Below are 23,194 nucleotides of genomic sequence, written 5' to 3'. Positions count from 1 at the left end.
GATTTCCGATTGTTAGGAAACAACGATGATTTAAAATTTTTAGGGATTTTTTTAGTTATGTAACTAAGGGGTATTTTTGATTGAAAATATCGAACCTTCCTAATTTTTGAGAAAGCAAGTCATTAAGATAATATAGATATTGCGTCTTCCGTTTATTTTTTATAACATTCTCCAAATAATTTTTTAAGAAAGCGATCGGTGGAGGGGACCGTTACCATGGGATGTTCGGCACCTAAAGGCGTTTTTGATATTTTTCCTTGTTCGCGTACCGATAAGGATCAGTGGAGACATTCTTCTTACTGGATCGATCTTGAAAATGTCATTAGAGAAAAATCCGGTTTGTACGGGTTTAACGAAATTCGTACGCCTGTTTTGGAAAAAACCGAGTTATTCTCTTCTTTAGGGGAATGGTCGGATATTATTAAAAAAGAGACATATACTTTTTTGGATAGAAAAGGACGTTCTTTAACTCTAAGGCCGGAAGGAACCGCGCCCGTAATACGCGCTTTTATTGAACATAAGCTGTATGAAAAAAGTAAGGAATCGAAATTTTTTTATATTCTTCCTATGTTTCGATACGAAAGACAACAAGCGGGCAGATATAGACAACATCATCAATTCGGAGCCGAATCGATAGGAGTTCGACATCCCTATAGAGATGTCGAAGTGATTTGTTTACTATGGGATTTTTACAGAGATCTTGGGTTGAAAGGATTAGTATTACATATTAATTCGTTAGGCAACTCGGTTTCCGTGACGGCTTATAATGAGGTGTTGAAAAAGTTCTTTCAAGCTGAATACGACGATCTATCTTCCTTAAGTCGGGAACGTTTCGATAGAGGAAGCTTGCTTAGAATTTTAGACTCTAAAGAGCAGGAAGATCAGAGAATCATAGAGGAAGCTCCTCGTTTATTGGATTTTTTGGATGAATCGAGCTCCATCTATTTCGAAAAAATTTTAGAATTGTTGCAGGATGTCGGTATTAATTATGAGATTAATCATAAACTGGTTCGCGGGTTGGACTATTATACGGACATAGTTTTTGAAGTAACGGCTCCTTTGAAATCGGCACAAAACGCCATCGGCGGCGGCGGCCGTTATGACGGATTGGTTTCGAAATTGTCCGGTCCGGATCTGCCGTCATGCGGTTTCGGTACGGGATTGGAACGGGTGATCCAAACTTTAATGGATCAGAATTACTTGTCGCCTAAGGCTTCTTCATTATTGAAAATATTACCCTTAGGAGAAGAATTCGAAAGCTTTTGTTTCGAACTGGTTCGTGAATTGAGAGATACAGGAATAGTGACGGATATTGATCTTACTCGACGTGATCTTAAGATTATGTTAAGATCTGCCGCGGCTGAAGGGATCGGGTACGTTATTGCAGTCGGTGAAACCGAGCTGAGAGATGACAAATTTATTCTTAAAGACATGAATCGACGGACAGAAACTTATGTTTCTCGATGTGAACTTAAAGAAAGGTTATTAGCTAAATATGAAATATAGGACGCGTGTTTGTGGAGAATTGACGGGGGATAACAAGGGGGAATTTGTCAAATTATCCGGATGGGTTCATCGTTATCGAGATCACGGTGGTGTTATATTCGTTGATCTTCGAGATCGATACGGCATTACTCAGTTGGTTTGTCGTTCCGAAGAGAATTCGGATCTGCACATGCATATGAGTCAACTGCGTTCGGAATGGGTTATTGAAGTAGAAGGAATTGTCAATCTGCGAATGGCCGGTATGGAAAATAAAAATCTAATTACCGGTATGATAGAAATTAATATTGATAAGTGTCGTATTTTATCTAAAGCCGAAGTGCCTCCTTTTTCGATTTGTGACGAGAATATTAAAGTCAATGAGGATCTTCGTTTGCAATACCGTTACTTGGATATGCGGCGTGGTCGAATTTTAGATAGATTGGTGCTTCGTCATCGCATCGTGTTGGCTTGTCGTAATTTCATGGATTCCGAAGGTTTTGTTGAGGTTACGACTCCGGTATTGGGTAAATCGACTCCGGAAGGAGCAAGGGATTATCTTGTTCCGTCTCGAATTTATCCCGGTAGATTTTATGCATTACCTCAATCTCCGCAGATTTTTAAACAGTTGTTGATGATAGGCGGTCTGGATCGTTATTTTCAAATAGCCACTTGTTTTAGAGATGAAGATTTGAGAGCAGACAGACAACCGGAATTTTCTCAAATCGATGTTGAATTGAGCTTCGGCTCTTCCGAAGATCTATTCCCGATCATAGAGAAATTAATGATGGTTGTATTCGGGATCATGGGTATGAAAATAGATCTGCCCATTATGCAGATGTCTTATTACGAAGCTATGGATAAATACGGTACGGATAAACCGGATTTAAGGTTTGATTTGTTGTTGCAATCTTGTGAAAATTTTGCGAAAAAAACGAGCTTTGAGATTTTTCGTCAACAGTTGATGCTTGGTGGGTTAGTCAAGGGATTCCGTGTTCCCGGAGGAGCAGATATTTCAAGAAAGCAATTGGATTATTATACGGATTTCGTCAAAAGATATGGGGCTCAAGGTCTCGTTTGGATTCGCTATCAATCGGGAGACGTTACTTCGAATATTCTTAAATTTGCGGATAAAAACGATTTTTATGATTTAGCGACAAATTTTAATGCAGAAGATGGAGATTCCGTCTTCCTTATTGCTGCTCCTAAAAGTGTAGCGAATCAAGCCTTGGATCATTTGCGTCGATTGATAGCTAAAGACAGAAATTTGTATTCCGATGATCAGTATAAATTCGTTTGGATAACGGATTTCCCTTTATTTGCTGAGGAAGAGGGAAAAATGAGTTCGGAACATCATCCTTTTACTTCTCCTTTAGAGGAGGATATTTCTTTACTGGACGAGAATCCTCTTAACGTGAGATCATCCGGCTATGATCTTGTCTTAAACGGTTATGAGATAGCGTCGGGATCGCAAAGAATACATGATTCCGTTCTTCAAGCTAAGATTTTTGAACTTTTGGGCTTGTCAAAAGAAGAGATTCATCATAAGTTCGGATTTCTTGTTGAAGCTTTAAGTTACGGAGTCCCTCCTCATTTAGGAATAGCTTTGGGATTGGACAGAATTATCATGATTTTATCGAACTCCGACAGTATTAGAGAAGTCATAGCCTTCCCAAAAACTCAGAAAGCTGCGGACGTTATGTCCGGTGCCCCGGGAGAGATAGAGATTCAACAATTAAAAGAATTACATATAAAAGAATTACATATTAATGTGAGGACTTAATGAAAAAAACATTCAAATTGTTATTAGGGTATTTGTCGCTGATAGCGGTAGTATCGAGTTGTGTTGCTCCGGGAGAAAAAATAATCTTACAACCCTCTACGGTTGCAAAAGATATTGTTCTTGGAGAAGCATCTTTTGGTTTAAAAGAGTAGGCGTTGGTTAATAACGTCGTTAATAAAGAATTACATGTTAATGTGAGTACTTAATGAAAAAAACGTTCAAACTATTATTCGGATGTCTATCGCTAGCGGCGATAGTATCAAGCTGTGTTGCTCCGCAAAAGAAAGCAGTCTTGCAACCCACGGTTGGGAAAGACCTTACTCTCGAAGAAGAATCTTGTAGTGTAAAAGAATATGGTTCGGTTAATAACATCGTTAATAGCGATAGTACTTCTTTGAAAGAAGATTTCAATCGGATTTCAAAAACCTTCGGTCATCTTTTAATTCGCCAAGTAATGGCAACCGAAGGAATTAGTTTCAATCCGGAAGAAATCATTCAAGGTATTAAAGATGAATTAGACGGTAAGGAGGCTCCTTTGAGTGATGAAGTTTATCAGGAAAAAATTTCCGAGTTACAGAAGTCTTTTTTTGATAAAAAAGCACAGACTAATTTGGCTTTAGCCGAAACTTTCTTAAAGGAAAATGCTATGCAGCCGGATATTGTAGAAGTGGAAGCGAATCGGTTGCAGTATCGTATTTTACAAGAAGGGACTGGAGCTGAAGTAGTTGAAAATGGCACTCCGCTAATTCATTATAAAGGTTCTTTCATGGGAGGAGAAGTTTTTTCTAGCTCTCGTGATTTGAACGAACCTTTATTATTACCCTTGTCTCAAGCTATTCCCGGGTTTTCTTTAGGTATGAAAGGCATGAAAGAGGGTGAGAAAAGAGTATTATATATTCATCCCGATCTGGCTTACGGATGCTCCGGACATTTACCTCCTAACTCGTTATTGATTTTTGATATTGAGTTGGTAAAAGCCGATGGTGTGTCAAGCAAAGCTGTAGAGGAGGATATTGCCTCTTAAAAATGGAAGTCGTTCTTTTTCGTCCTGAAATTCCTCAGAATACTGGGAATATAGGAAGAACTTGTGTAGCCGTCGGTGCTGAGTTGACTTTAGTTAAACCTATAGGTTTTTCTTTAGAAGATCGGTTTTTAAAAAGAGCCGGCATGGATTACTGGGAACGACTGAAGGTCAATCTTGTTAACGACTTAGAAGGGTACTTAAATAGCAAGTACTCTTTGTGTGATTTGATTTTCTTCTCGACTAAGGGAACGAAAAACTACTATGAGGCCGACCTGAGTTTTGAAAATAGATGTTTGATTTTCGGTTCCGAAGGAAGCGGTCTTCCTTCGGAGATTTTAGATCGGTATCGAAATAACCTATATACCCTACCGATGATTCCCGGAAATAGATCGTTAAACTTGGCCACGACCGTAGGTGTGGCACTTTATGAATCGGTTCGTCAAAAAGAAATCAGACGGCATGTTTTTGTATAAAAGACATTAAGAAAGCTTTATCTTTGAGCCCTACGATTCTTTCCGCTTCCTGTCCGTTTTTGAAAAGTATTAAAGTGGGAATCGAGGATACCTCGTATTTCGCAGCGATGGTATTTTCGTCGTCAATATTGATTTTTCCGATTTTTAGAACACCGGAAAGTTCGGAAGAAAGTTCTTCAAGAATCGGGGTTAGCATTCTGCAAGGACCACACCACTCCGCAAAAAAATCGACAAGGACAAGTCCTTCTCCAATAAACTCAACGAAAGTCTCACTCGACAATACCTTTACCATAAGAACACTCACTTCGTAACGATTAAATGCGACCAAGAAGACTCGAACTTCCACCGGTTAACCGACTAGAACCTGAATCTAGCGCGTCTACCATTCCGCCATGGTCGCAATGTGAGATGATTTTAGGATTTTTAAGTAAAAAAAACAATAGTTCACTTAATTTCCATTCTCCGGACAATGAAATTTCCTTTTATTAGGAGAAAGATATTTTTCTTTCTAAAAAGATTATACTTAGCTATCCTGTTGGACTACCGATCGTTGTTCTTCGTCTAAAGAGTCGTGTTTTGAAACGATAGGTTCGTTGTTTATCATAGTTCCGTACGGGATTGGATTTACTTTGGTATAGAGGTTTATTATGAATGTTTCCGGTAGTACCAAGAAAAAATTACTCCGGTTTTTAAAAACTCAAAGAAAGCCCGAATTGTTGGATGCCTACCTGTTTTGTTTAGGCCAATCTTTGGGATTGAGTCCCGTTGTTTTCGTGAAAGATAAAGTTATTTATTCGACGGCTGAGGAAGCTTTGTCTAAGCTTGAGGCAGCCGGTAAGGTTTGGCGAGAAGCCGAGATCTATATAGGCGCGGGTCGTCCGTCCGTTAATAGTGAAACGAAACGTATTTATATTTGTCCTTTTACAGGGAAGGTTTTTGCGGATAACGTTTACACTAATCCTCAAGATGCGATTTATGATTGGTTATCTACTTGTAAGGAAAATACCGAAAGACAGGGCGGAGTTAAGGTTAAGAGATTTTTTGTTTCGGATGATCCTGAAGTGATCAGAAATTATATCCAACCTCTTAAGGAACCGATAAAAAAGACGGTATTCTCTTCGACCGTTTCCGGAAAATTATTTAACAGTTTAGACAATGTCATTGAAGATTTTAAATCCAACTACCTGAAGCCGATGAGTCTATTGGAAGTACAGAATCAGAATAAGTTTCAATTGGAAGAATCTTTTTTGAATTTATTGCAAAATTCATTGGAAGAAGAAAAAATTACCTCGTTTCTGGAGCTCTTAGCCGAAGATAATGAGTTTCATGCTTATATCAAAGAATGGGTAGAAACTGCCGATTAATTACCAAAAATGAACGAGCAACCGTAGACGTCGGTTTTGAGCTTGGGAAAACGCTCAATTGCGGGGATGTCGTTGTTTTTTACGGAGATTTTGGCTCCGGTAAGACGGCTTTTATAAGAGGACTCGTTTTAGGATTTTTCGGTTTAGGTTATCGTGAGCCTGTAACCAGTCCCTCTTTCGGGGGTCTTAATATTTATATGAATGATAGGTTATGTGTCTATCATTACGACTTGTATCGTTTCCCTCCACACATTGTGCCGGTTGTTTTTGATGACGTTGAGTCGGATAGAGGAGTGGTTTGTATAGAATGGGGAGAAAAATTAAGTTGTGATTTTCAAAAGACGATTACCGTCGACATAAGTTATTGCGACGTACTGAATGAAAGAGAGATTTCGATTGATGATAATCGGAGTCTTCTTCGAATCTAAAATATAATTACTTTTCGGAGTACCCAGATTATCATGCCTTTACTTAAAAACACTGAATTCGTTTGCTTGGATTGTGAAATGACGGGGTTAGACCTGGAACGCGATCGTGTAATAGAAATAGCAGTGGTCAGATTTACTTTTTCCGAGTGTATCGATTCTTTTGAGTCTTTGGTAAATCCCGAAAAGAACGTATCGGTTGAATCTATGAAGATCCATCATATTTCAGACGATATGTTGAAAGGACAGCCGAAAATTGCGGCTATTTTGCCGACCTTGCTCCGATTTCTAGGAGAGAATCCTTTAATCGTAGGACACAATGTCGGATATGATTTAGACTTATTGGCTAAGGAAGCCAAAAGGGTCGGTCAGGAGTTTGTATCGAAGTATTCGGTGGTTGATACGTTACGTCTTGCTAAGGATTACGGTGACAGTCCGAATAATTCGTTGGAAGCATTGGCGATGCATTTTAATATCGATCGAGGCTCTCTTCATAGAGCTATGAGAGATGTTGAAATTAATATAGAAGTGTTTAAGCATTTATGCCGTCGGTTCCGCACTTTAGATCAAGTGCTTGGTATTTTGTCCAAGCCGATAAAGATGAAATATATGCCCTTAGGAAAACACAAGGGATGCGTATTTTCCGAAATACCGATGCCATATCTTTTATGGGCCTCAAAGATGGATTTCGATGCCGATCTTTTATATTCCATTCGGAATGAAATTAAATTACGTAATAAAGGTAATACGTTCAATCGATCCGGAAATCCTTTTGCGGATCTTTAAATAACTTAAAAATTTTTTTATTCGGAGATGTAATATGCGACCTTTGGAAAATGAGTCAGCTCAAGGGACGGGGACGTCTGCAAACAATTTGATGAATACAGAAGCAAGCCATAATTTAGTCGCCGGTGATGAAGATGAAATAGTCTTAATAGGTAGCGAAGTAGAGAGTGCCTCTGGTTTTTCGTCAGTACTGGATAGAATAGATTCCATTACGGCTGCCATTCCGGCATCTCCCTTTTCTCCCGCTCATATAGAGACGCAGGCGTGCCGATTTTTTGTTTCTACCGATACATGGTGTCAAGATAGCGCATCCTTAGGATTCATTGGTTCTGCGAATACTACTTTACTTGAATGTCGTATGAATGCCACTCATTTATTTTCATATTGTGACGGAACACTGGACGTTATATATCATCCGCGTCTTTCACGCCGTTCCGGCACCTCTGCATTTACTGAAGCCGTTTTGTTACTACGACGTAGTTGGGATGAATTTTTTGATTCGTCTTCGGATATAACATCCCTTAACACTTCGGAAGCGTTTTCGACGGAATCGCGTGCTCCCGGCGCCTTTCGGATGCAATTTTGTGTGGGAGAGGGTGTAAATGTCGTGAGAGCGGCTTTAGAAGGATATCAACATGCTCAAAGAATTTTTGTGGTGGCTTTCGCTCCTTCTTGTTTAATCCGATCCGATGCTTGTTTTTCGGTTAGGCATTATCGTGCTGCAAACGATTGTGTTTCGATGATTCATGAACGAGGCGGCTCCTACCCCGAAACTGCCGTTGTTGAACGTTCGGCTACGAGTCGTGGATATATTGACAATCGAGATTATAGTTCTACTTTTCAAGATTGGGTTTCTTTAGAGGCGTTATGTTTTCAGTTACGAGAACGGCTGCGTATCGCAGGAGCATTACCCGCCAACTTTGATTTAGAAGTTCAGGAGTTAAGAGATCGATGTCTTGATTCCAAGCAAATTTTGGGACCTATAGTCCAACAGCGCGGCTTGGAAACTCATCATGCCGTTAATCGAGACCATGCAATACTTAGGCGTACAAGACGGGAATTGATAATGAGATTTATAACCGGTTATCAACAAGAGTGTGTTTTGAATTCCGGGGATAATTTACCTGAATTAAGTCTGGATGAATATCCGAGAGATAGACGTGAAAGAGTGTTGAGAAATATAAATTTTCTTAGAGATGCTTGCATGATACCTGCGAACATTATCCTCTCTATTGCTTCCGGTTATTCTAATTTTATGCTGGTGAGTGTAGGTGTGCCGCTTTGTCACGTAGTAAGCATACTACAGCGAATAGGGGTTTACGTTATTCGTAGAGACCCGGATGGTAACAGAACTTTATTGAGACAGGCGTCCTTAAGATTACATTTGCTCGATTATATTAGCTATCTTTATCAAGTAGGCGCCTTTTCAGGCTTGATAATTTCGGGATATCATCCTCCCGCATTCGTTGTAACGGGAGTAGGCGGATACTTTATCATTACCGGGACTCAGTTAATAACGGAAATGATAACCAGGCTTTATTCTCCCTTAAGGGGACGTATAGAGTCGTCTTTGACGGAAGTAGAAATTGAAGATATCGTAACGGATCGAGCCACTGATGCGTCAGCTCAGCGTCTCGGTCTTATCAGAAGAGTTTTTAGGGGTGCGATTCAGGTCAGTAGCGGACTTGCGGGACTCATTGTTGCGGCAAGTACTTTATATCCGCTTCTGGCTCCCGTATTCTCGTCGTTAGACGAGCCTGATTCAAACTATACAGCAGAATCTGGAGTGAATAATACGACAATGACGGCTGAGACGGCAGCAGATCTTAGCGGCGGGAGTATTGCACAGATGGCTTTAGTCGGATTTACGGGATTGGTTTCGGCGGCGACTATAGTCGGTAACATAGTGCAAGTTCGAAGAATGATGCGTAGGTTACGCGGAGATAATCGGATTGAAACACCCGTTCCTAATGCTCCTTCCGTATCGTTTAACGGTATGAGACGAAGTCTATATTTACCTGCAAATAACGACGAGCATTGGGGAGGGGAAGATGACAATTCGGAAGAAGGAGCGCTATGATATTGAAATAATATTGTTAGCGGAAGGTATGTTTAATTAGTCGTGACTATTGAAAATAATTTAAATTCGGAAACATCTTCTTTAACCGTAGATTCAAATAATGATTCTTCAGTAAGTTCCAATAATTCCGGTAATGTTCAATCCGTTATTGGTGTTACTCCGATTTCTCCTGCTGATCCTCCTAACTCCGTTTCGGAAAATTTCCTGCTGAGTATTGAGACGATAGCTGAGGCGGTTATTCCGGTTTTCGCTGCCGAGCCTTGTCGATTTTTAGTTTCCGATTGTAGTTGTTCTCCTTCTTATTCTGCGGTCGGTTTCATTAATCAAGGCAATACGACTTTGCTCGAATGTCGTATGCAAGCCTGTCATTTGTTGTCATTAGGGGCTTGGCCTATTGATGTCATATATAATCCTTCGGTTTTAGGATGGGAGTCGAGTCGTTCATCGAATTTGGAAATGGCCGTTATTCTATTGCGATGGAGCTGGGATGCCTATTTTGCGCGAACATCTTCTCGCGAATCTTTAAGATTACAATTTTGTGCGGGAGGGGGTGCACATATTGTTAGAGCTGCTCTGGTCGGATACCCATATGCTGCCAGAATTTTTGTAGTAGCTATAGCTCCTTCTTGCATGATAAATCCAAATTCTTGTTTTAGAGTTAGACACTATCGAACGGTATATGACGTTACGTCCATGGTTAGAGGTCCTGGGAGTGCTTTCCCTCATTTCACGTTGCTGGAACGAGAGTCCGAGAGTCGGGGGCTGTTTGGTTATGCCATGCATGATCCGTCATTTGATGATATTCTGGCTTTAGAGAGAGCGTGTTTTGAAATGAGAGAGCAACTGCAAATGTTCGGAATGTTGACACATGCTTTCGATTCACAGGTACAGGGTCTTAGAGAGCGTTTTTTGGATCGTGTTTCTTTCGCACAACAGGTCGATAATTCCGAGGAAGCGGTAGCGGCTTTTTGGAGATCTCTTGAATTCGGAGATTCTACGGGAAATATTACGAGACGTTGTATTTTAAATGAATTTATTGTTGTTAATTATGGTCCCGATTTAAGAATTGTTGCCGAAAATAATTTATGCACAGCCGCCCTAGATGAGTTTCCCTTGGATCGGGAGGCAAGCACGGCAGTTGCTCATAATTTGATCAGGGATATATCGTTATTGATTACGGAAATAGCTCTGGTTATGATCAGGAATTTGAGTTTGTCTTCAGTAATAGGACACGGAGCCCCCCTTTTACAGAGTCTAGGGATTTTCAGCAGTCTAGGGGCTTATGTAGTCCGTAGAGATTTCACAAGAAATTCTTGTTCCTTAAGAATACTTGCTTTAAGAGGGGGGAGCATTGGTTTTTTCGTTTCTTGTTTTCGATTGTGTTTATTTTCCGGATTAAGCTCTTCTTCCGCTCTTGCCAACATATCGAGAAGAAGTTGCATTGTTATTTCAAGTTCTTGTTTATTCGTGGACGTGATGTTTAGATGTTATGCCCCGTTAAGAGATCGCGTGCAAAGAAGATGGACTATAGTTAGTGATAGTTATTTAATGAGTAGTCGATATCAAAATTCTGAGGCAACTAGAGTCGGAATAGTTAATCGAATTGTAGGAAGTATGATGCAGATCGGAACGGGTAGTGCCATATTGTTCGGTATGGGCGGTTTATTAGGTGCAATTGTTGCTCCCGTGTTATCTACGGGTAGCTTAACAGGCAGCAATTTTCGAAGATTAATGGTTTTGATAAGTATAACCGGGTGTTTTTCCATAACTTCCGTAATCGCTAATATTAGGCTGACAAGAAGACTTTTCAGAGGACTTTATAATTATGATCATACACGGGTGGAGATGGGTATAGTCGAGCTCCGGGAAGGGGGATTAGATATGTCTCCTGAAAATGATGATGTTTTTTTTGATGATTCAAGTGTGGATCAATAATGCCGTTATTTCTTGTTTTCATGATGAAAATATTTAACGCGTGCCGATAAATTGAACATAGCTTTCGTTTTAACCGGTGTTATGCGATCGATAGGATTTTTTATCGAAGTTCGTAATCGGAACCACAGACGGCAAGAGCTTATTAAGCGGTGTCCTGTAGAGTGACTGATTTTTTTAATATTAACAACTAAATATGGGATCCCCTGACGGTATTAGCGGAAAATCTTAGATCGGTTGTGTCCGACAATAACGATTCTGAAAAGGGTAAAAAAGAAGATAATGTATGAAAAGGTATTAACATGGGCAGTCGAAAGACGGATCGTGTCATCGGTGTTAAGGATCGTTCAGTAAAGTTTAAATTTATTGACTTGTTTGCCGGTATAGGAGGATTTCATCTGGCAGGGATTCGTAACGGAGGCGAATGTGTCTTAGCCTGTGAAATGGATGAAGGGGCTCGAGCTACCTATTCGGCAAATTATAAAGTGTCTGCTTTTCCGAAGGATATTACTCGAATCAATCCGGAAGACATTCCCGATCATGATTTACTTTGTGCGGGTTTTCCTTGTCAGCCGTTTTCACAAGCAGGAAACAAGAAAGGATTTGACGATATGAGAGGGACTCTTTTTTTCTATATTGCTGAAATTCTAAGAATAAAGTTGCCTAAAGCTTTTTTTTTGGAGAATGTGAGATATTTGTTAAGTCATAACGGAGGTCGGACATTTTCTATTATTAGACAAATTTTAGAAGAACTCGGATATTCTTTCTTTCATAAAATAATCAAAGCATCCGATTTCGGGTTGCCTCAACATCGTCCGAGACTGTTTATGGTCGGTTTCAAAGATCGAACCGTGGACTTCGTGTTTCCGACAAAAATTCCTTTGACTTTGACTATGGAGGATATTTTCGGCAAATCTTGTAATAAAGTGATTGGATTTACTCTTAGAGTCGGAGGAAGAGGTTCCAAAATACATGACAGAAGAAATTGGGATACGTATTTGGTCGATAATAAAGAATATAGATTACGATTAAAGGACTGCTTAAAAATGATGGGATTTCCTGAGGATTTTCGATTTCCCGTTTCCGAAACGCAAGCCATAAAACAACTTGGTAATAGCGTAGCAGTGCCTGCTATTAGTAAAACCGTTGAAGCATTAGTAAAATTTTTGGATTTAAATTTTTAATTTTATTACCATATCCCCGTTACTTTGGTTAATTATTGTTGGCACCGGCGAAAGTAGCATTAAAGAGTCCGAAAATTTTTGATTCTTCGGGTCTATGAAAAAAGACAACACTTTCCTTCGTTAGCATTGACTGTGACCGAAACAGGGAGATTTCATTTTATGATCTTGTCTCCGGTTTCGATTAATTTCATCACTATTTTTAAAGATTTTTAGAAAGTCTTTAAATCGTAACGGGAAAGTCACTTGCGTGTCGGACAGTATCCTTATCCTTAGGGATGTTTTCAGGCAGCTATAATATCATTTTAAAAGCATCGATTGAGGTAAATTAATATGGTCTCTCCAATTAATAATTCAGGTGTTTCGGGTGTTTCTTCCTTGGATGAAGAGGATCAAGGTGAAAACGACGAATTATCCATAGATACGACAATCCGGCAGCCTTCTCAGAAAGAACGAGCCTCCCGGTTCGTAGTCGGATCGTGTCAACCTGTAGTCATAGGGGCTTATCCCGTAGGGTTCATTAATCAAAATAATCTTACAATAGAAGAAACTCGCGCTCAAGCCGTTCAGTTAAGCCAAATTATAGGAGGGGCCGTCAATCTTGACGTTGTTTATCAACCGGGGGGGGGGGGATTGGTGGGTTATTTCCTCGACTTGATCTCGATGCCGTAAGGTTATTACGAGAGGGGTGGGATGATTGGTTTGAGCAGCATCCCGGTGAACCTCGGTTGCAATTTTGTGCAGGAGCCTCAACGGCAACCGTCGCAGCTGCTTTGGAAGGCTATCAGCAGGCTTATCTAATTACCGTCGTAGCGATTGCACCGTCGACGATTATTCCTCGAGATAGATGTCACCGGATCGTTTATTACAGATCTAGAGGAGATTTAACTTCGTTATCAGGGTCTCTTTCTACCCCGGTTACGATTGTTGAGCGTCATCCGGAATCGATAGGTTGCTTTGACAATTGTTTCGCCAGTTCTACGTTTATAGGTACTATTAGATATGAATGGCTACTCTTTTCGGGCGAAAACCCTGCTATTCCGGCATCCGTCGGTTTGAGAGGAGATTCGGTTGCGGAACATGTTGTTATAGCCGAAGATTTTGAACACGCCTTGCGTGACGGGATTCTTCGACAAGAGGATATTGAGAATTTATACGAAGGGGCCTTCGTTCCTTCTCATCCAAACGACCCATTAAGTTGGAGTATAGCCGTTGTTGATACCGCAAGACAGACGCTTCTGGCAGTAGATGCCGTATTTTTAATGAGAGTTTTTTCCGGCAGTATGCGTCTGCACTTATATAACGGGTTCTGTTTGCTTGTGGCAGTCAATACAATCAGAAATACGGTTTTGGTTTATGTCCCGAGAAGCCAGAACCGCGGCAATAGAGCGAGAACCCTTGCCTTAAGAACCGGTTTTATGGAGACGGTACAGGCCTTATACGGTCCGGCTTTTCTTTGGGCCTATGCTTTGAATCCTTCGTTAATGCCGGTATTGCGGATTGCTTACGGTATATTAGCTGTCTATTTTACTCCGGCATTTCTTGTTGATCAATCCGTAGTATGGATATCTCCTTTGAGAGGGCGTCTTCAAACTTTTCTTGTCGGTTCTTCAGAAGAAACAGCCGTTGCAGTGCGTTCGGGAGAAAATTCTCCTGCCGCGCGGGTGGGTTTTGCTCGGGGAGTGGAAGGAACGGTACTGTGGGGAATTGCGGGTCAAATTGTCGGTGTCGCGGCTAACCTCTTCTTTAATTTCTCGATGTATCCTTCCTTGGAGACTGCTTTCGGCGGTACTCCTTTTAACGCGACAACCGGAGATTTTAACGCGACAACCGGAGTACCCGCTACGGAACCCGGATTGGACCCTGCGGCAACGGCCTATGCGATCACTTTAGCTTTGTGCGGAGCATTAGGATTGACTTCGATGGTTTTGAATAGCATATCTTTAAGTAGGATGTTAAGAAATCGACCTCAAGAAGAACTCGTAGTTGAGGCTCCTGAACACCGGGGGTTGGTCGAAGCGAGCGAAAGTGATTCCGAAGAGGAAGAGGAAGAGGTCTAAGATCGTAGGAGATTGATGTGCAATCTAAAGCGGTATAACCTGCAATATCCGTCGATTTCGGTCATTGTCGTGTTCTTTTTGCGAATATCTTGACTTTTTTTCCGAGCGGAATAGACTTCGATTAGTTTTAAGGGAATTTGATCAAAGATATGCGGAGCTGCGATCGATGAGAAAGAAAAAGTCCGTGGCGGCTAGTGCCGTTAACGGACAGGTTTATAAAGTGTTTCCTAATGATCTGAATACTAATAATACGGTATTCGGTGGGATGGTTATGAGTATGTTGGATCGGTTGGCTTTGGTTATAGCCGAACGACATACCGAACGTCTTTGTGTTACGGTTTTTGTAGATGCCGTGAGGTTTTATGCTCCTGCTTATCTCGGCGAAACATTGATAAGCCAAGCTTCCGTTAATCGGACTTGGCGAACGTCTTTGGAAGTCGGAGTTAAGGTGTGGGCGGAAACGCCTTTAAAACAAGAAAGACGGCACATCACTTCCGCTTATTTTACTTTCGTTGCTTTAGACGAGTTTAATTGTCCCGTAACGGTGCCGGAGATTTTCCCGGAAACCGATGATGAAAAGAGAAGATATCAGGATGCCGATACAAGACGTCGTAAAAGGCTTAACGTGGGCTAATTCGTTATTTTCTTTGAAATTGCCGATCAGAGCTTTGCTGTTTGTTGTTTCTTGGATGGCTTTTCTTTTCGCACAGCCCGATTTGAGTCTTTGGGCTTGTTCCCTAACGGCTTCTTTAGGATACGGTTGTCTGTTATCGGCGATTTCGGATTGTCCGGTTCGCGTAGGAGCCAGGGCCGTCTTTTTATGGTGTTTTTTCGGTGAGTTATATCATTTTAGTTGGCTCGTATCGGACAAATACGTAGGCAAGTTCATCTTATTTCCTTGGTTGTTTGTATCAACCTTTCTCGGTATTTCTTTCGTATTTTTTTTCTTGTGTTTAAGAAGGCTCATTTTTACTTGTCGACCTTTAACCGTCATTATCGGCGGTGCTTTTCTATGGGTGTTTTTAGAGAAGTTGCGTTATCTCGGATTTTTTTCGGGGTTGTCATTCGATTTTTCCGGGTTCAGTTTAACGGGTAATCCTTATTACGCCCAATGTGCATCTTTTTTAGGTGTTTTCGGGTTGACTTTGTTGGTCATGAGCAGTTCCTTAACATTTTATTTTTGTATTCGGAGTCTGCGTCGAAGTTTTTTAGTCGGATGGATTTTGATTAACGGTATACCTTATTTGGCGGGAGGTGCATTTTATCATTTTCATGCCGGAAAATTATTAAGCGATAATCGATATTTGTCCGTTGCACTCGTTCAACCGGCTTTTAAACCCGAGACGGGAGGAATGGGAGTTCTACGAGAAAGATTGTTGGCCTTATGCCGACGAATTACGGTTAAACCCGATTTGATTGTTTTCCCTGAGGCGATGATACCATGCGGATTGGAAAGTCATGCTTGTTCCTTAACGGAATTTCAAGACATAATCACGCGCAATTTCGGTGCGGTCCGATTAAATTTCACTAAACCCGAATTAAACTACCGAGATTATTTCGAATGGTTAAGTTCTTATTTTGATTGCGGTATCGTTATCGGAACGGAGGTTTCGATTTATAATTCCGGAAGACGTTTTTTTTATAATTCGGCCGTTTTATTATCGGCCGATGAAGGAGAAATGTTTCGTTATGATAAAAGGATTCTGGTCCCTATCGGAGAATATCTTCCCGGAGGACGTGTAGGAGCGTTTATCGTCGGAAAATATTTTCCGCAATATTTTTCGCCTTATTTTAAAGATCGAGGACGAAATACCGAATTGATGCGATCGTCTCGTCTTCCTCCATTCGGAGTTTCTATCTGCTATGAAGAAACTTTCGGGGACCTGATTCGAATCTATAAATTAAAAGGCGCTTCTTTTTTGGTTAATTTAACCAATGATATGTGGTATCCCCGTTCTCGATTACCGGAATTTCATTTTTTACACGGTGTTTTAAGAAACATAGAGTTAGGGCTATCGAGTGTAAGAGCCTGTAATACCGGTGTTACGGGAGGTGTGGATTCTTTAGGTAGAATTGTAGCGAAGCTGCCTTCCGAAAATAGCTTTCGTGAAGCTTTGCCTGAAGTTTTAATCGTAAAGTTACCGTTGTATTCTTATACGACACCTTATTCGTTTTTAGGAGATGCTTGTTTAATGTATTGGAGTCTCTTTGCGACGTTGTTCGTGTTCGTTCTTTTATTATGCCCTACGCCTCCCTATTGTCAAAAACGGAGAAATAAGATAAATTGACCCCGTGCGGGAGTTTTTTCATGGTTGAGCGTGCGCAAAGGACTCTAAAGACAGAGGTGCGGTTTTCCGGTCTGGGTATTCATTTAGGAAAAGCGGCGACATTTTCTCTTTTACCTTCGGGTGAAGATTCGGGTATTGTTTTTAAAAAATTCGATTCCGTTTCCGGTCGGGAAACGGAGATTCCGGCCGATTTGGTCAGGGTAAGCAGTACGGGAAGATGTACGACGTTAAGCAACGGGCAGGAAAGCATTTGTACTGTAGAACATCTACTGGCTGCTCTTAAAGCTTATCGGATTGACAATGCTGTTATTCGTATTGAAGGAGAAGAGATTCCGGCAGGAGACGGCAGTTCCGCTGTTTTCATCAATCTTATCGAACAGGCGGGTATCATTGAACAAAATAAACCCGTAAGGACGTTTCGTTTGATGAAAACCGTATGTTTTAAAAAAGATGAAATTTTTTTAGCGGCAGTTCCTTCTCAAGAATTTAGAATTAGTTATACATTGCATTATCCGAAAATCAAAATGATCGGCACTCAACATTATTCGTGTAAGATAGAGCCGGAGTTTTTTAAAAAAGAAATTTCCGGTTGTCGTACTTTTGCCTTATATAATGAGCTTAGATTTTTAATGGATCGTGGGCTTATAAAAGGCGGTAGTTTGGAAAATGCAATCGTTTTTAATGAAAAAGTTGCCATCAGTAACGAAAGTCTTCGTTTCCCGGACGAGCCCGTTAGGCACAAGATTCTCGATTTGATAGGGGATCTGTCTTTAGTGGGAAAAAATTTTTTAGCCCATATTATTGCCATCGGATCCGGACATTCATCAAACGTGGCTCTTGGAAAAAAAATAGCAAATATGTTGTATTAGTGGGAAGTTTTTTTGAACAAGCATATTGAAATGGAAACATCTCGGGACGAGCCCGTAATCGGTTTTAAGGAAATTATTGCTTTACTGCCTCATCGTTATCCATTTCTTTTGGTGGATAAGGTTTTGTCCGTCGATTTGGAGTCGTCTGCAATTGTCGCTCAAAAAAATGTGACTGTTAACGAACCGTTTTTTGTAGGTCATTTCCCTGAAGTTCCGATTATGCCGGGAGTATTGATTTTGGAGGCTTTGGCTCAAGCTTCCGGAATTCTTTTGGGATTAAAACTCGGTGAGAGGCGTAACAAGAAGCTGGCTTTGTTTTTAGGTATTGAAAAAGCCAGGTTTCGTAATGTTGTGGTCCCGGGAGATTCGCTGATTTTGCACTCTAATTTTGCTCTTATCACCGGTAAAGGCGGAAAAACAAAAGTGAAGGCGGTCGTCGGTTCCAAGGTGGCTGCCGAAGCAGAATGTAGTTTTGCTTTGGTAGATAAGGACTCAATGTAATTTCGGAGAATTATGACAATTATTCATCCAACGGCAGTAGTTGAAGACGGTGCAAAAATCGGTGAAGACGTTACGATAGAGCCGTATGCCGTGGTTAAAGGCACCGTAACGTTAGAAAGTGGAGTGACTGTCAAATCGTATGCTTATATTGACGGACACACGGTTATAGGTAAAGGAACCACCATTTGGCCTTCGGCTATGATCGGAAACAAATCTCAGGACTTAAAATTTAAGGGCGAAAAAACTTATGTTACGATTGGAGAGAATTGTGAAATTAGGGAATTTGCCATAATTACTTCTTCTACCGTGGAAGGCACGCGCGTCTCCATCGGTAATAATTGTTTAATCATGCCCGGTGTTCATATTGCGCATAATTGTACGGTAGGCAACCACGTCGTTATGAGTAACAACACTCTTTTAGCCGGTCATGTTCAAGTGGGAGATCATGTCGTGATCGGAGGAATGGTGGGAGTTCATCAATTCGTTAGAATCGGAAGCCATTCAATGATCGGTGCCTTAAGCGGATTGAGAAGAGATGTTCCTCCTTATACGATTGGCAGCGGACATCCTTATGTACTTTCGGGGATCAATCGGATCGGATTGCAAAGAAGGCAGTTTTCTTTCGAAACCAGAAACGCTTTAATTAAGGCCTTTCGTTTAGTGTATAGAACGAAATATTCTTTTGCCGACGGCTTGGATCGTGTACAGCAGGAATGGGGATATGTTCCCGAAGTTTTGCATTTTGTCGATTTTTGTCGTGAAAAAAGTAAAAGAGGTATTGAAAGTTCCTATTCGGCTTTCAATGAAGATTCCTTGACGGAAGCGGAAGACGAACAAGAGATATTAATTGATTCCTAAGATAGTTTTTTTTGGGACTCCGCAATTTTCGGCAACCGTTTTGAAGTTTCTTTACGATTCCGATACCGTTGATATTGCATCCGTTATTACACGGACCGATAAGCCTTCTAAGCGTTCGATTATGCCTGTTTCTTCTCCGGTAAAAGAGCTGGCGATTAGTCTTGGTATACCCGTTTTTCAACCCATAAAATGCTCTACGGAGTCGTTTGTGGAAGTTTTACGATCTATCGAAGCCGATTTATTTATTGTAGTAGCCTATGGGGAAATAATTCGTCAAAATGTCTTGGATCTTCCGCGCTTCGGGTGTCTTAACGTTCACGCCGGGTTGTTGCCTGCTTATCGTGGAGCAGCCCCCGTTCAAAGAGCGATTATGAACGGAGAGACTCTTTCGGGGCTTACGGTTATTCGTATGGACGCCGGAATGGATACGGGTGCTATTCTGTCTCAAGAGATAATGGAGATAAAGGAAGATATGACCTCGGGAGACTTGCTTCAGAGCTTGTCTTTGGTAGCCGGTCCTTTGTTGACGAAAACCATTTCAGGAGTGGTGTCAGGGCAGTTAATCGGAGTTGCTCAGGATGAGTCGAAAGTCTCTTTTGCTCCGAAGATTCTTAAGGAGGAAAGTCGGATCTCCTGGGATATCGATAGTTCTACCGTTTATAATAAGATTCGTGCATTATTGCCTACACTGTTGCCTTGGTCTGCGATTCAGATTAAAAGAGAAGAAAAAAAGCTTTTTTTTCATGAAGTTTTAAAAAGCAACGTCCGATACGATTTACCTCCGGGAACGATTTTAAGGCCTTCCAAAAGTGAGATGGTAATCGTTTGTCGAGAGGGAAGTATCATTCCCATTAAGGTTCAAATAGAATCAAAAAAAATATTACATATTAAGGATTTTCTAAACGGTATTTCCGATATTAATACCTTAACTGTCTTATGATGTTTTAATTCATAATTAATATTTAAATCTGTATAATATTGATATTTGAATTTTATGAATTAAATGGAGATAGTATAGTTTATGGCTTTAAGAATTCCTTTGGCGGCAGTGTATCGTGGTGCCGCTACTTCTCCTCTTGTTCAATTAAGTTTACCGGAACTTAGAGGCTCAGGCTCCGTCAAGACATTTTTCACGTCATCGACAAACAAACTTTCGTCGTTCATTAACCGTACGAAAGGCGTGGATAAGGCAGTCAAGGCTGCAGCTGCCGTCACAGAACTAAGCAGGGTAATTGCTATGAGAACGGGGGCGGCCGAGGCTGTGGCTGGGGCGAGTACGGCTTTGGGTCTCTTCACGGATGCACGAAGTGTTATCGGTTTGGCTAATGCGTTAAACGGCAGTATTCCTGCTATGGTTGATTCCGGGAAAAATTGTAAGACTTTAGTTATGGGTCTTATTAAAAAACAATCGTTTGTGGCGATCGGAGCTAAAGAAGACCCGCAGGATGGCAATGAGTCCAGGGTGTCAATAGTCGATTATAACAGGCTCTACTGTGGGCGAGGTGAGATGGCGTTAGGGCTTGTCGACCATGCCTGCGGATTAGTCAGTTCAGCGACTTATGTGACGGCGTTTGGGCCGGTTAGGGGAACTTTGTTTGCCAATAGGTGCTCAAGCTTTATGGCGCCCCCTGTCAAACAAGGTTTTAGTCAAGCATTCAATTGGTTAATGGCGGTTAATCATGCTGCCGGGTTGATAGGTAGCAGCTGTGCTTTAGTGCATGAAAATAAAGCCTATCGAAGGGTATTGGAAAGTTGTGATCTCGTGGCCGAATCGGGAGAAGCTCTGGATGTCACGGCTAGGCCCCGATTAAAAATGGTTCATCAATATTTCATTATCGGTCATGTTGTGAATTTGATGGAAAAGTTGATGGAAATGATTTTGGACATCTTCAAAATTATTCCTTCGATAGTTTCGATTTTGCCTCTCGAAGCAAAAGCCGCTTTAGGAGTTCTTATCGGTTTCGTCGGTTTATACAAAATTTGGCGAACTGCTTAATTTTTCTTTTACTTTTAAAGCCGTCGTTTTTCTTTTCGACGGCTTTTTTGTTTCCTTTTTATTTTCATTTATTTGTCTTCAAAATTTTTAATAAAAATCTCATCTTTTTTCTTGTTGTCAAAATGTTGTCAGTTTGATAACCTCTCTTCTTTCTTTCCCCGAGAAGAGCGGAAAGATTGTTCTTTCCGGAGAATCTTTATGGGTGTGGGTCCGTTATTTCGGTAGGATATCGCAGTCGTCGTAATAGGGCAATTGTTCGGTTGGTCTTGAAGGTGTTTCGATAATGTTAACGGTGACCTTCTTTTAATGGCTCTGAGGGTGTTTTTTTTGAGAAGCTGGAAATTTAGTCAATAGGCGAGGATTTTTGAATGCATTTTAGTTTAATGGGACGTAAGAAGGGAATGACGCATCTGTTCGATGATAGGGGAAATTTAATTCCATGTACCATTGTCGAAGTGCAGAGCAGCTTTGTTCTTCAGGTTAAGGGTGCTGAGAAAGATGGATATAACGCTCTTAAAATGTCTACGGGTGAGATGACGGTGAAAGACGAAAGGACGGCGTTTCGAAGAGTAGGTAAGCCTTTGTCCGGTATTTTTCGGAAGTCCGATGTTCCGGTTTGTCGTAAAATTTATGAAAATCGTTTGGCTTCCGATCAGCTTGACGAAGTCAAATTTCACGGTGCTGTAGGTATCGAAATTTTTTCGGGAATAAAAGAGATTATCGTTAAGGGAGTTTCTAAAGGAAAAGGCTTTCAGGGTGTTATGAAGCGCTTTGGATTTCGGGGAGGGCCGGCCAGTCATGGATCCGGGTTTCATCGACATGGCGGATCTAATGGAATGAGAAGTACGCCCGGCCGTTGTCTTCCGGGAGGAAAAAAGCCCGGTCGTCTTGGGGGCGATTCCGTAACGGTTAAAAATCTAAAGTTAATTAAAGTCGATCTTGAAAATAAATTTCTTTTTATCAAGGGAGGGATTCCTGGAGGCAAGGATGCGTGGTTGTCTGTTTGTTGCCCATACGATGATGTGAAAAAGGAAATTATTAAAGGGTAGTTGAGGGAGGCGACGTGGTTTCTATTTCGAAATTTGATTTTTTTGGTAAAAAAACTGGTGATATTGAAGTTTCTGATGATTTTTTCAAGGAGAAGACCGGTTTTTCAAAGATGGTCAAAGATTATATATTGGCTCTTAGGACTAATAAAAGACAGTGGTCCGCTTGTACGCGAGGGCGATCCGAGGTTAGTCATTCTACCAAAAAGCCTTTTAAGCAGAAAGGGACAGGTAATGCTCGTCAGGGTAGTTTAGCTTCTCCTCAGTTTAGAGGAGGGGGTATAGTTTTCGGGCCCAAGCCTAAATTCGATCAGCATATAAGAATTAACAAAAAAGAGCGACGAGCGGCCGTCAGGATTTTATTGGCTCAAAAAATTCAATCCGGAAAGTTTTTGTTAGTCGAAGATGATGTTTTTTCGTCTTTTGAGATTCCTAAAACTAAAAAAGTCATTGATTTTCTTAGAAATTGCGGAGTTGAATTTAGGGGTTTATTGGCGATTGACGCTCTTCATAATGTCAATGGAGACAACTTTCAAAGAAGCATGAGAAATTTAGAGTCTTTTAACGGGTATGTGCGAAGCATAAATCTCAACGGATACGACGTTATTTCTTCTCATAACGTGATTGTGAGCGAATCGGCTTTTACTGAATTGGTTGGTTATTTATCCGCATAAAGAGTTAGAGGTTGCTGTTAATGAAAAATCCTTATGATCTTGTTAAGCGTCATTATGTGACGGAAAAATCGAAAATGTTAGAATCTTTGAGTTTGGGTGACGGAGTCGGAAAGAAGAAAGGTTCTCATTGTCGTTGTCCCAAGTACGTTTTTGTTGTCGATTCTCGGGCTAATAAAATCGAAGTGGCGAAGGCTATTGAGGAAATTTATTCTGCGAAGAATATAAAAGTTTTAAAAGTAAATACCGTTTCGGTCAAGCCAAAGCCTAAAAGAGCGCGAAAAGGGCGTGCCGGGAAAACGTCTTCTTTCAAGAAAGCTATAGTTACTTTGAAAGAAGGTTGTTCCATTGTTTAGTGGAAAGAAGTTTATAAGG

At 40.9% G+C, this 23,194-nt stretch carries 24 protein-coding genes and 1 tRNA gene; 23 read left to right on the top strand and 2 right to left on the bottom strand.

All coding sequences use genetic code 11. The features are described 5' to 3' along the window. Positions 1-216: 216 nt before the first annotated feature. The 5 genes from hisS to RSA43_02945 are packed head-to-tail and all read left to right on the top strand — an operon-like array spanning position 217 to position 4,762. Positions 217-1,506: a histidine--tRNA ligase gene (gene hisS, locus RSA43_02965; GenBank protein ID MEG2496245.1), complete on the top strand. Its 1,290-nt coding sequence runs from the start codon at positions 217-219 to the stop codon at positions 1,504-1,506. Further along, complete coding sequence (gene aspS / locus RSA43_02960) at positions 1,496-3,265, top strand: aspartate--tRNA ligase (protein MEG2496244.1); 1,770 nt, start codon at positions 1,496-1,498, stop codon at positions 3,263-3,265. Before hisS ends, aspS begins: the two co-directional genes overlap by 11 nt. Further along, positions 3,265-3,417: a hypothetical protein gene (locus tag RSA43_02955; protein ID MEG2496243.1), complete on the top strand. Its 153-nt coding sequence runs from the start codon at positions 3,265-3,267 to the stop codon at positions 3,415-3,417. Before aspS ends, RSA43_02955 begins: the two co-directional genes overlap by 1 nt. 53 nt (positions 3,418-3,470) lie before the next feature. Further along, on the top strand, positions 3,471-4,289 hold the full coding sequence (locus tag RSA43_02950; protein ID MEG2496242.1) for an FKBP-type peptidyl-prolyl cis-trans isomerase: 819 nt from the start codon (positions 3,471-3,473) through the stop codon (positions 4,287-4,289). 2 nt (positions 4,290-4,291) lie between these two features. Beyond that, on the top strand, positions 4,292-4,762 hold the full coding sequence (locus RSA43_02945) for a tRNA (cytidine(34)-2'-O)-methyltransferase (GenBank protein MEG2496241.1): 471 nt from the start codon (positions 4,292-4,294) through the stop codon (positions 4,760-4,762). Here the strand turns inward: RSA43_02945 and trxA are convergent. Beyond that, positions 4,740-5,108 (bottom strand): thioredoxin, encoded by a 369-nt coding sequence (gene trxA, locus RSA43_02940; GenBank protein ID MEG2496240.1) that lies wholly within the window; start codon positions 5,106-5,108, stop codon positions 4,740-4,742. The genes RSA43_02945 and trxA overlap by 23 nt on opposite strands. Then, a tRNA-Leu gene (locus RSA43_02935) sits at positions 5,082-5,162 on the bottom strand. Before RSA43_02935 ends, trxA begins: the two co-directional genes overlap by 27 nt. A 247-nt stretch (positions 5,163-5,409) precedes the next feature. Here RSA43_02935 and RSA43_02930 point away from each other — a divergent pair. From RSA43_02930 to rplW, 18 genes are all read left to right on the top strand, one after another. After that, a complete protein-coding gene (locus RSA43_02930) occupies positions 5,410-6,126 on the top strand; it encodes a DUF2709 domain-containing protein (GenBank protein ID MEG2496239.1) in 717 nt (238 codons plus the stop codon). After that, positions 6,105-6,554, top strand: a complete 450-nt coding sequence (gene tsaE, locus RSA43_02925) for a tRNA (adenosine(37)-N6)-threonylcarbamoyltransferase complex ATPase subunit type 1 TsaE (GenBank protein ID MEG2496238.1) — start codon at positions 6,105-6,107, stop codon at positions 6,552-6,554. The genes RSA43_02930 and tsaE overlap by 22 nt, the downstream gene beginning before the upstream one ends. 33 nt (positions 6,555-6,587) lie before the next feature. Continuing rightward, positions 6,588-7,337, top strand: coding sequence for a DUF3820 family protein (locus RSA43_02920; GenBank protein ID MEG2496237.1), 750 nt, complete (start codon positions 6,588-6,590; stop codon positions 7,335-7,337). Between the two features lie 34 nt (positions 7,338-7,371). After that, positions 7,372-9,417, top strand: coding sequence for a hypothetical protein (locus RSA43_02915; protein ID MEG2496236.1), 2,046 nt, complete (start codon positions 7,372-7,374; stop codon positions 9,415-9,417). Positions 9,418-9,459: 42 nt separating this feature from the next. Further along, positions 9,460-11,352, top strand: coding sequence for a DUF687 family protein (locus RSA43_02910; GenBank protein ID MEG2496235.1), 1,893 nt, complete (start codon positions 9,460-9,462; stop codon positions 11,350-11,352). Between the two features lie 299 nt (positions 11,353-11,651). Beyond that, the gene (locus RSA43_02905; GenBank protein MEG2496234.1) at positions 11,652-12,533 is read left to right on the top strand and encodes a DNA cytosine methyltransferase; all 882 of its coding nucleotides are present in this window, start codon (positions 11,652-11,654) and stop codon (positions 12,531-12,533) included. Positions 12,534-12,863: 330 nt separating this feature from the next. Next, a complete protein-coding gene (locus RSA43_02900; protein MEG2496233.1) occupies positions 12,864-13,202 on the top strand; it encodes a hypothetical protein in 339 nt (112 codons plus the stop codon). Beyond that, positions 13,163-14,590, top strand: coding sequence for a DUF687 family protein (locus tag RSA43_02895; GenBank protein ID MEG2496232.1), 1,428 nt, complete (start codon positions 13,163-13,165; stop codon positions 14,588-14,590). Before RSA43_02900 ends, RSA43_02895 begins: the two co-directional genes overlap by 40 nt. Positions 14,591-14,756: 166 nt before the next feature. After that, positions 14,757-15,224 carry an acyl-CoA thioesterase gene (locus RSA43_02890; GenBank protein MEG2496231.1) on the top strand — a complete coding sequence of 156 codons (468 nt, stop codon included), beginning with the start codon at positions 14,757-14,759 and terminating at the stop codon, positions 15,222-15,224. Next, entirely contained in the window at positions 15,160-16,878 is a 1,719-nt protein-coding gene (lnt, locus tag RSA43_02885; GenBank protein MEG2496230.1) for an apolipoprotein N-acyltransferase, read from the top strand. Before RSA43_02890 ends, lnt begins: the two co-directional genes overlap by 65 nt. Positions 16,879-16,898: 20 nt before the next feature. Continuing rightward, positions 16,899-17,747, top strand: a complete 849-nt coding sequence (gene lpxC / locus RSA43_02880; protein MEG2496229.1) for a UDP-3-O-acyl-N-acetylglucosamine deacetylase — start codon at positions 16,899-16,901, stop codon at positions 17,745-17,747. Positions 17,748-17,777: 30 nt separating this feature from the next. After that, positions 17,778-18,248, top strand: coding sequence for a 3-hydroxyacyl-ACP dehydratase FabZ (gene fabZ / locus RSA43_02875; protein MEG2496228.1), 471 nt, complete (start codon positions 17,778-17,780; stop codon positions 18,246-18,248). 12 nt (positions 18,249-18,260) lie between these two features. Continuing rightward, positions 18,261-19,106 (top strand): acyl-ACP--UDP-N-acetylglucosamine O-acyltransferase, encoded by an 846-nt coding sequence (gene lpxA, locus RSA43_02870; protein MEG2496227.1) that lies wholly within the window; start codon positions 18,261-18,263, stop codon positions 19,104-19,106. Continuing rightward, on the top strand, positions 19,096-20,046 hold the full coding sequence (gene fmt / locus RSA43_02865) for a methionyl-tRNA formyltransferase (protein ID MEG2496226.1): 951 nt from the start codon (positions 19,096-19,098) through the stop codon (positions 20,044-20,046). The genes lpxA and fmt overlap by 11 nt, the downstream gene beginning before the upstream one ends. An 81-nt stretch (positions 20,047-20,127) precedes the next feature. Beyond that, positions 20,128-21,102 (top strand): hypothetical protein, encoded by a 975-nt coding sequence (locus tag RSA43_02860; protein MEG2496225.1) that lies wholly within the window; start codon positions 20,128-20,130, stop codon positions 21,100-21,102. Positions 21,103-21,470: 368 nt separating this feature from the next. Beyond that, complete coding sequence (rplC, locus tag RSA43_02855) at positions 21,471-22,151, top strand: 50S ribosomal protein L3 (GenBank protein MEG2496224.1); 681 nt, start codon at positions 21,471-21,473, stop codon at positions 22,149-22,151. Between the two features lie 14 nt (positions 22,152-22,165). After that, positions 22,166-22,822: a 50S ribosomal protein L4 gene (gene rplD / locus RSA43_02850; protein MEG2496223.1), complete on the top strand. Its 657-nt coding sequence runs from the start codon at positions 22,166-22,168 to the stop codon at positions 22,820-22,822. Between the two features lie 20 nt (positions 22,823-22,842). Then, on the top strand, positions 22,843-23,175 hold the full coding sequence (gene rplW, locus RSA43_02845) for a 50S ribosomal protein L23 (GenBank protein MEG2496222.1): 333 nt from the start codon (positions 22,843-22,845) through the stop codon (positions 23,173-23,175). Positions 23,176-23,194 lie beyond the last annotated feature (19 nt).

The organism is Victivallaceae bacterium (assembly GCA_036659455.1).
Classification (GTDB): Bacteria; Chlamydiota; Chlamydiia; order Chlamydiales; family Chlamydiaceae; genus JAVXCN01.
This window is presented reverse-complemented; position numbering and strand designations above follow the sequence as displayed.

What these genes read in the sequence shown, in the direction of transcription:
- hisS (MEG2496245.1), top strand. Translation starts at nt 217, where the DNA reads ATGGGATGTTCGGCACCTAAAGGCGTTTTTGATATTTTTCCTTGTTCG.
- aspS (MEG2496244.1), top strand. Translation starts at nt 1,496, where the DNA reads ATGAAATATAGGACGCGTGTTTGTGGAGAATTGACGGGGGATAACAAG.
- RSA43_02955 (MEG2496243.1), top strand. Translation starts at nt 3,265, where the DNA reads ATGAAAAAAACATTCAAATTGTTATTAGGGTATTTGTCGCTGATAGCG.
- RSA43_02950 (MEG2496242.1), top strand. Translation starts at nt 3,471, where the DNA reads ATGAAAAAAACGTTCAAACTATTATTCGGATGTCTATCGCTAGCGGCG.
- RSA43_02945 (MEG2496241.1), top strand. Translation starts at nt 4,292, where the DNA reads ATGGAAGTCGTTCTTTTTCGTCCTGAAATTCCTCAGAATACTGGGAAT.
- RSA43_02930 (MEG2496239.1), top strand. Translation starts at nt 5,410, where the DNA reads ATGAATGTTTCCGGTAGTACCAAGAAAAAATTACTCCGGTTTTTAAAA.
- tsaE (MEG2496238.1), top strand. Translation starts at nt 6,105, where the DNA reads ATGGGTAGAAACTGCCGATTAATTACCAAAAATGAACGAGCAACCGTA.
- RSA43_02920 (MEG2496237.1), top strand. Translation starts at nt 6,588, where the DNA reads ATGCCTTTACTTAAAAACACTGAATTCGTTTGCTTGGATTGTGAAATG.
- RSA43_02915 (MEG2496236.1), top strand. Translation starts at nt 7,372, where the DNA reads ATGCGACCTTTGGAAAATGAGTCAGCTCAAGGGACGGGGACGTCTGCA.
- RSA43_02905 (MEG2496234.1), top strand. Translation starts at nt 11,652, where the DNA reads ATGGGCAGTCGAAAGACGGATCGTGTCATCGGTGTTAAGGATCGTTCA.
- RSA43_02900 (MEG2496233.1), top strand. Translation starts at nt 12,864, where the DNA reads ATGGTCTCTCCAATTAATAATTCAGGTGTTTCGGGTGTTTCTTCCTTG.
- RSA43_02890 (MEG2496231.1), top strand. Translation starts at nt 14,757, where the DNA reads ATGAGAAAGAAAAAGTCCGTGGCGGCTAGTGCCGTTAACGGACAGGTT.
- lnt (MEG2496230.1), top strand. Translation starts at nt 15,160, where the DNA reads ATGATGAAAAGAGAAGATATCAGGATGCCGATACAAGACGTCGTAAAA.
- lpxC (MEG2496229.1), top strand. Translation starts at nt 16,899, where the DNA reads ATGGTTGAGCGTGCGCAAAGGACTCTAAAGACAGAGGTGCGGTTTTCC.
- fabZ (MEG2496228.1), top strand. Translation starts at nt 17,778, where the DNA reads ATGGAAACATCTCGGGACGAGCCCGTAATCGGTTTTAAGGAAATTATT.
- lpxA (MEG2496227.1), top strand. Translation starts at nt 18,261, where the DNA reads ATGACAATTATTCATCCAACGGCAGTAGTTGAAGACGGTGCAAAAATC.
- RSA43_02860 (MEG2496225.1), top strand. Translation starts at nt 20,128, where the DNA reads ATGGCTTTAAGAATTCCTTTGGCGGCAGTGTATCGTGGTGCCGCTACT.
- rplC (MEG2496224.1), top strand. Translation starts at nt 21,471, where the DNA reads ATGCATTTTAGTTTAATGGGACGTAAGAAGGGAATGACGCATCTGTTC.
- rplW (MEG2496222.1), top strand. Translation starts at nt 22,843, where the DNA reads ATGAAAAATCCTTATGATCTTGTTAAGCGTCATTATGTGACGGAAAAA.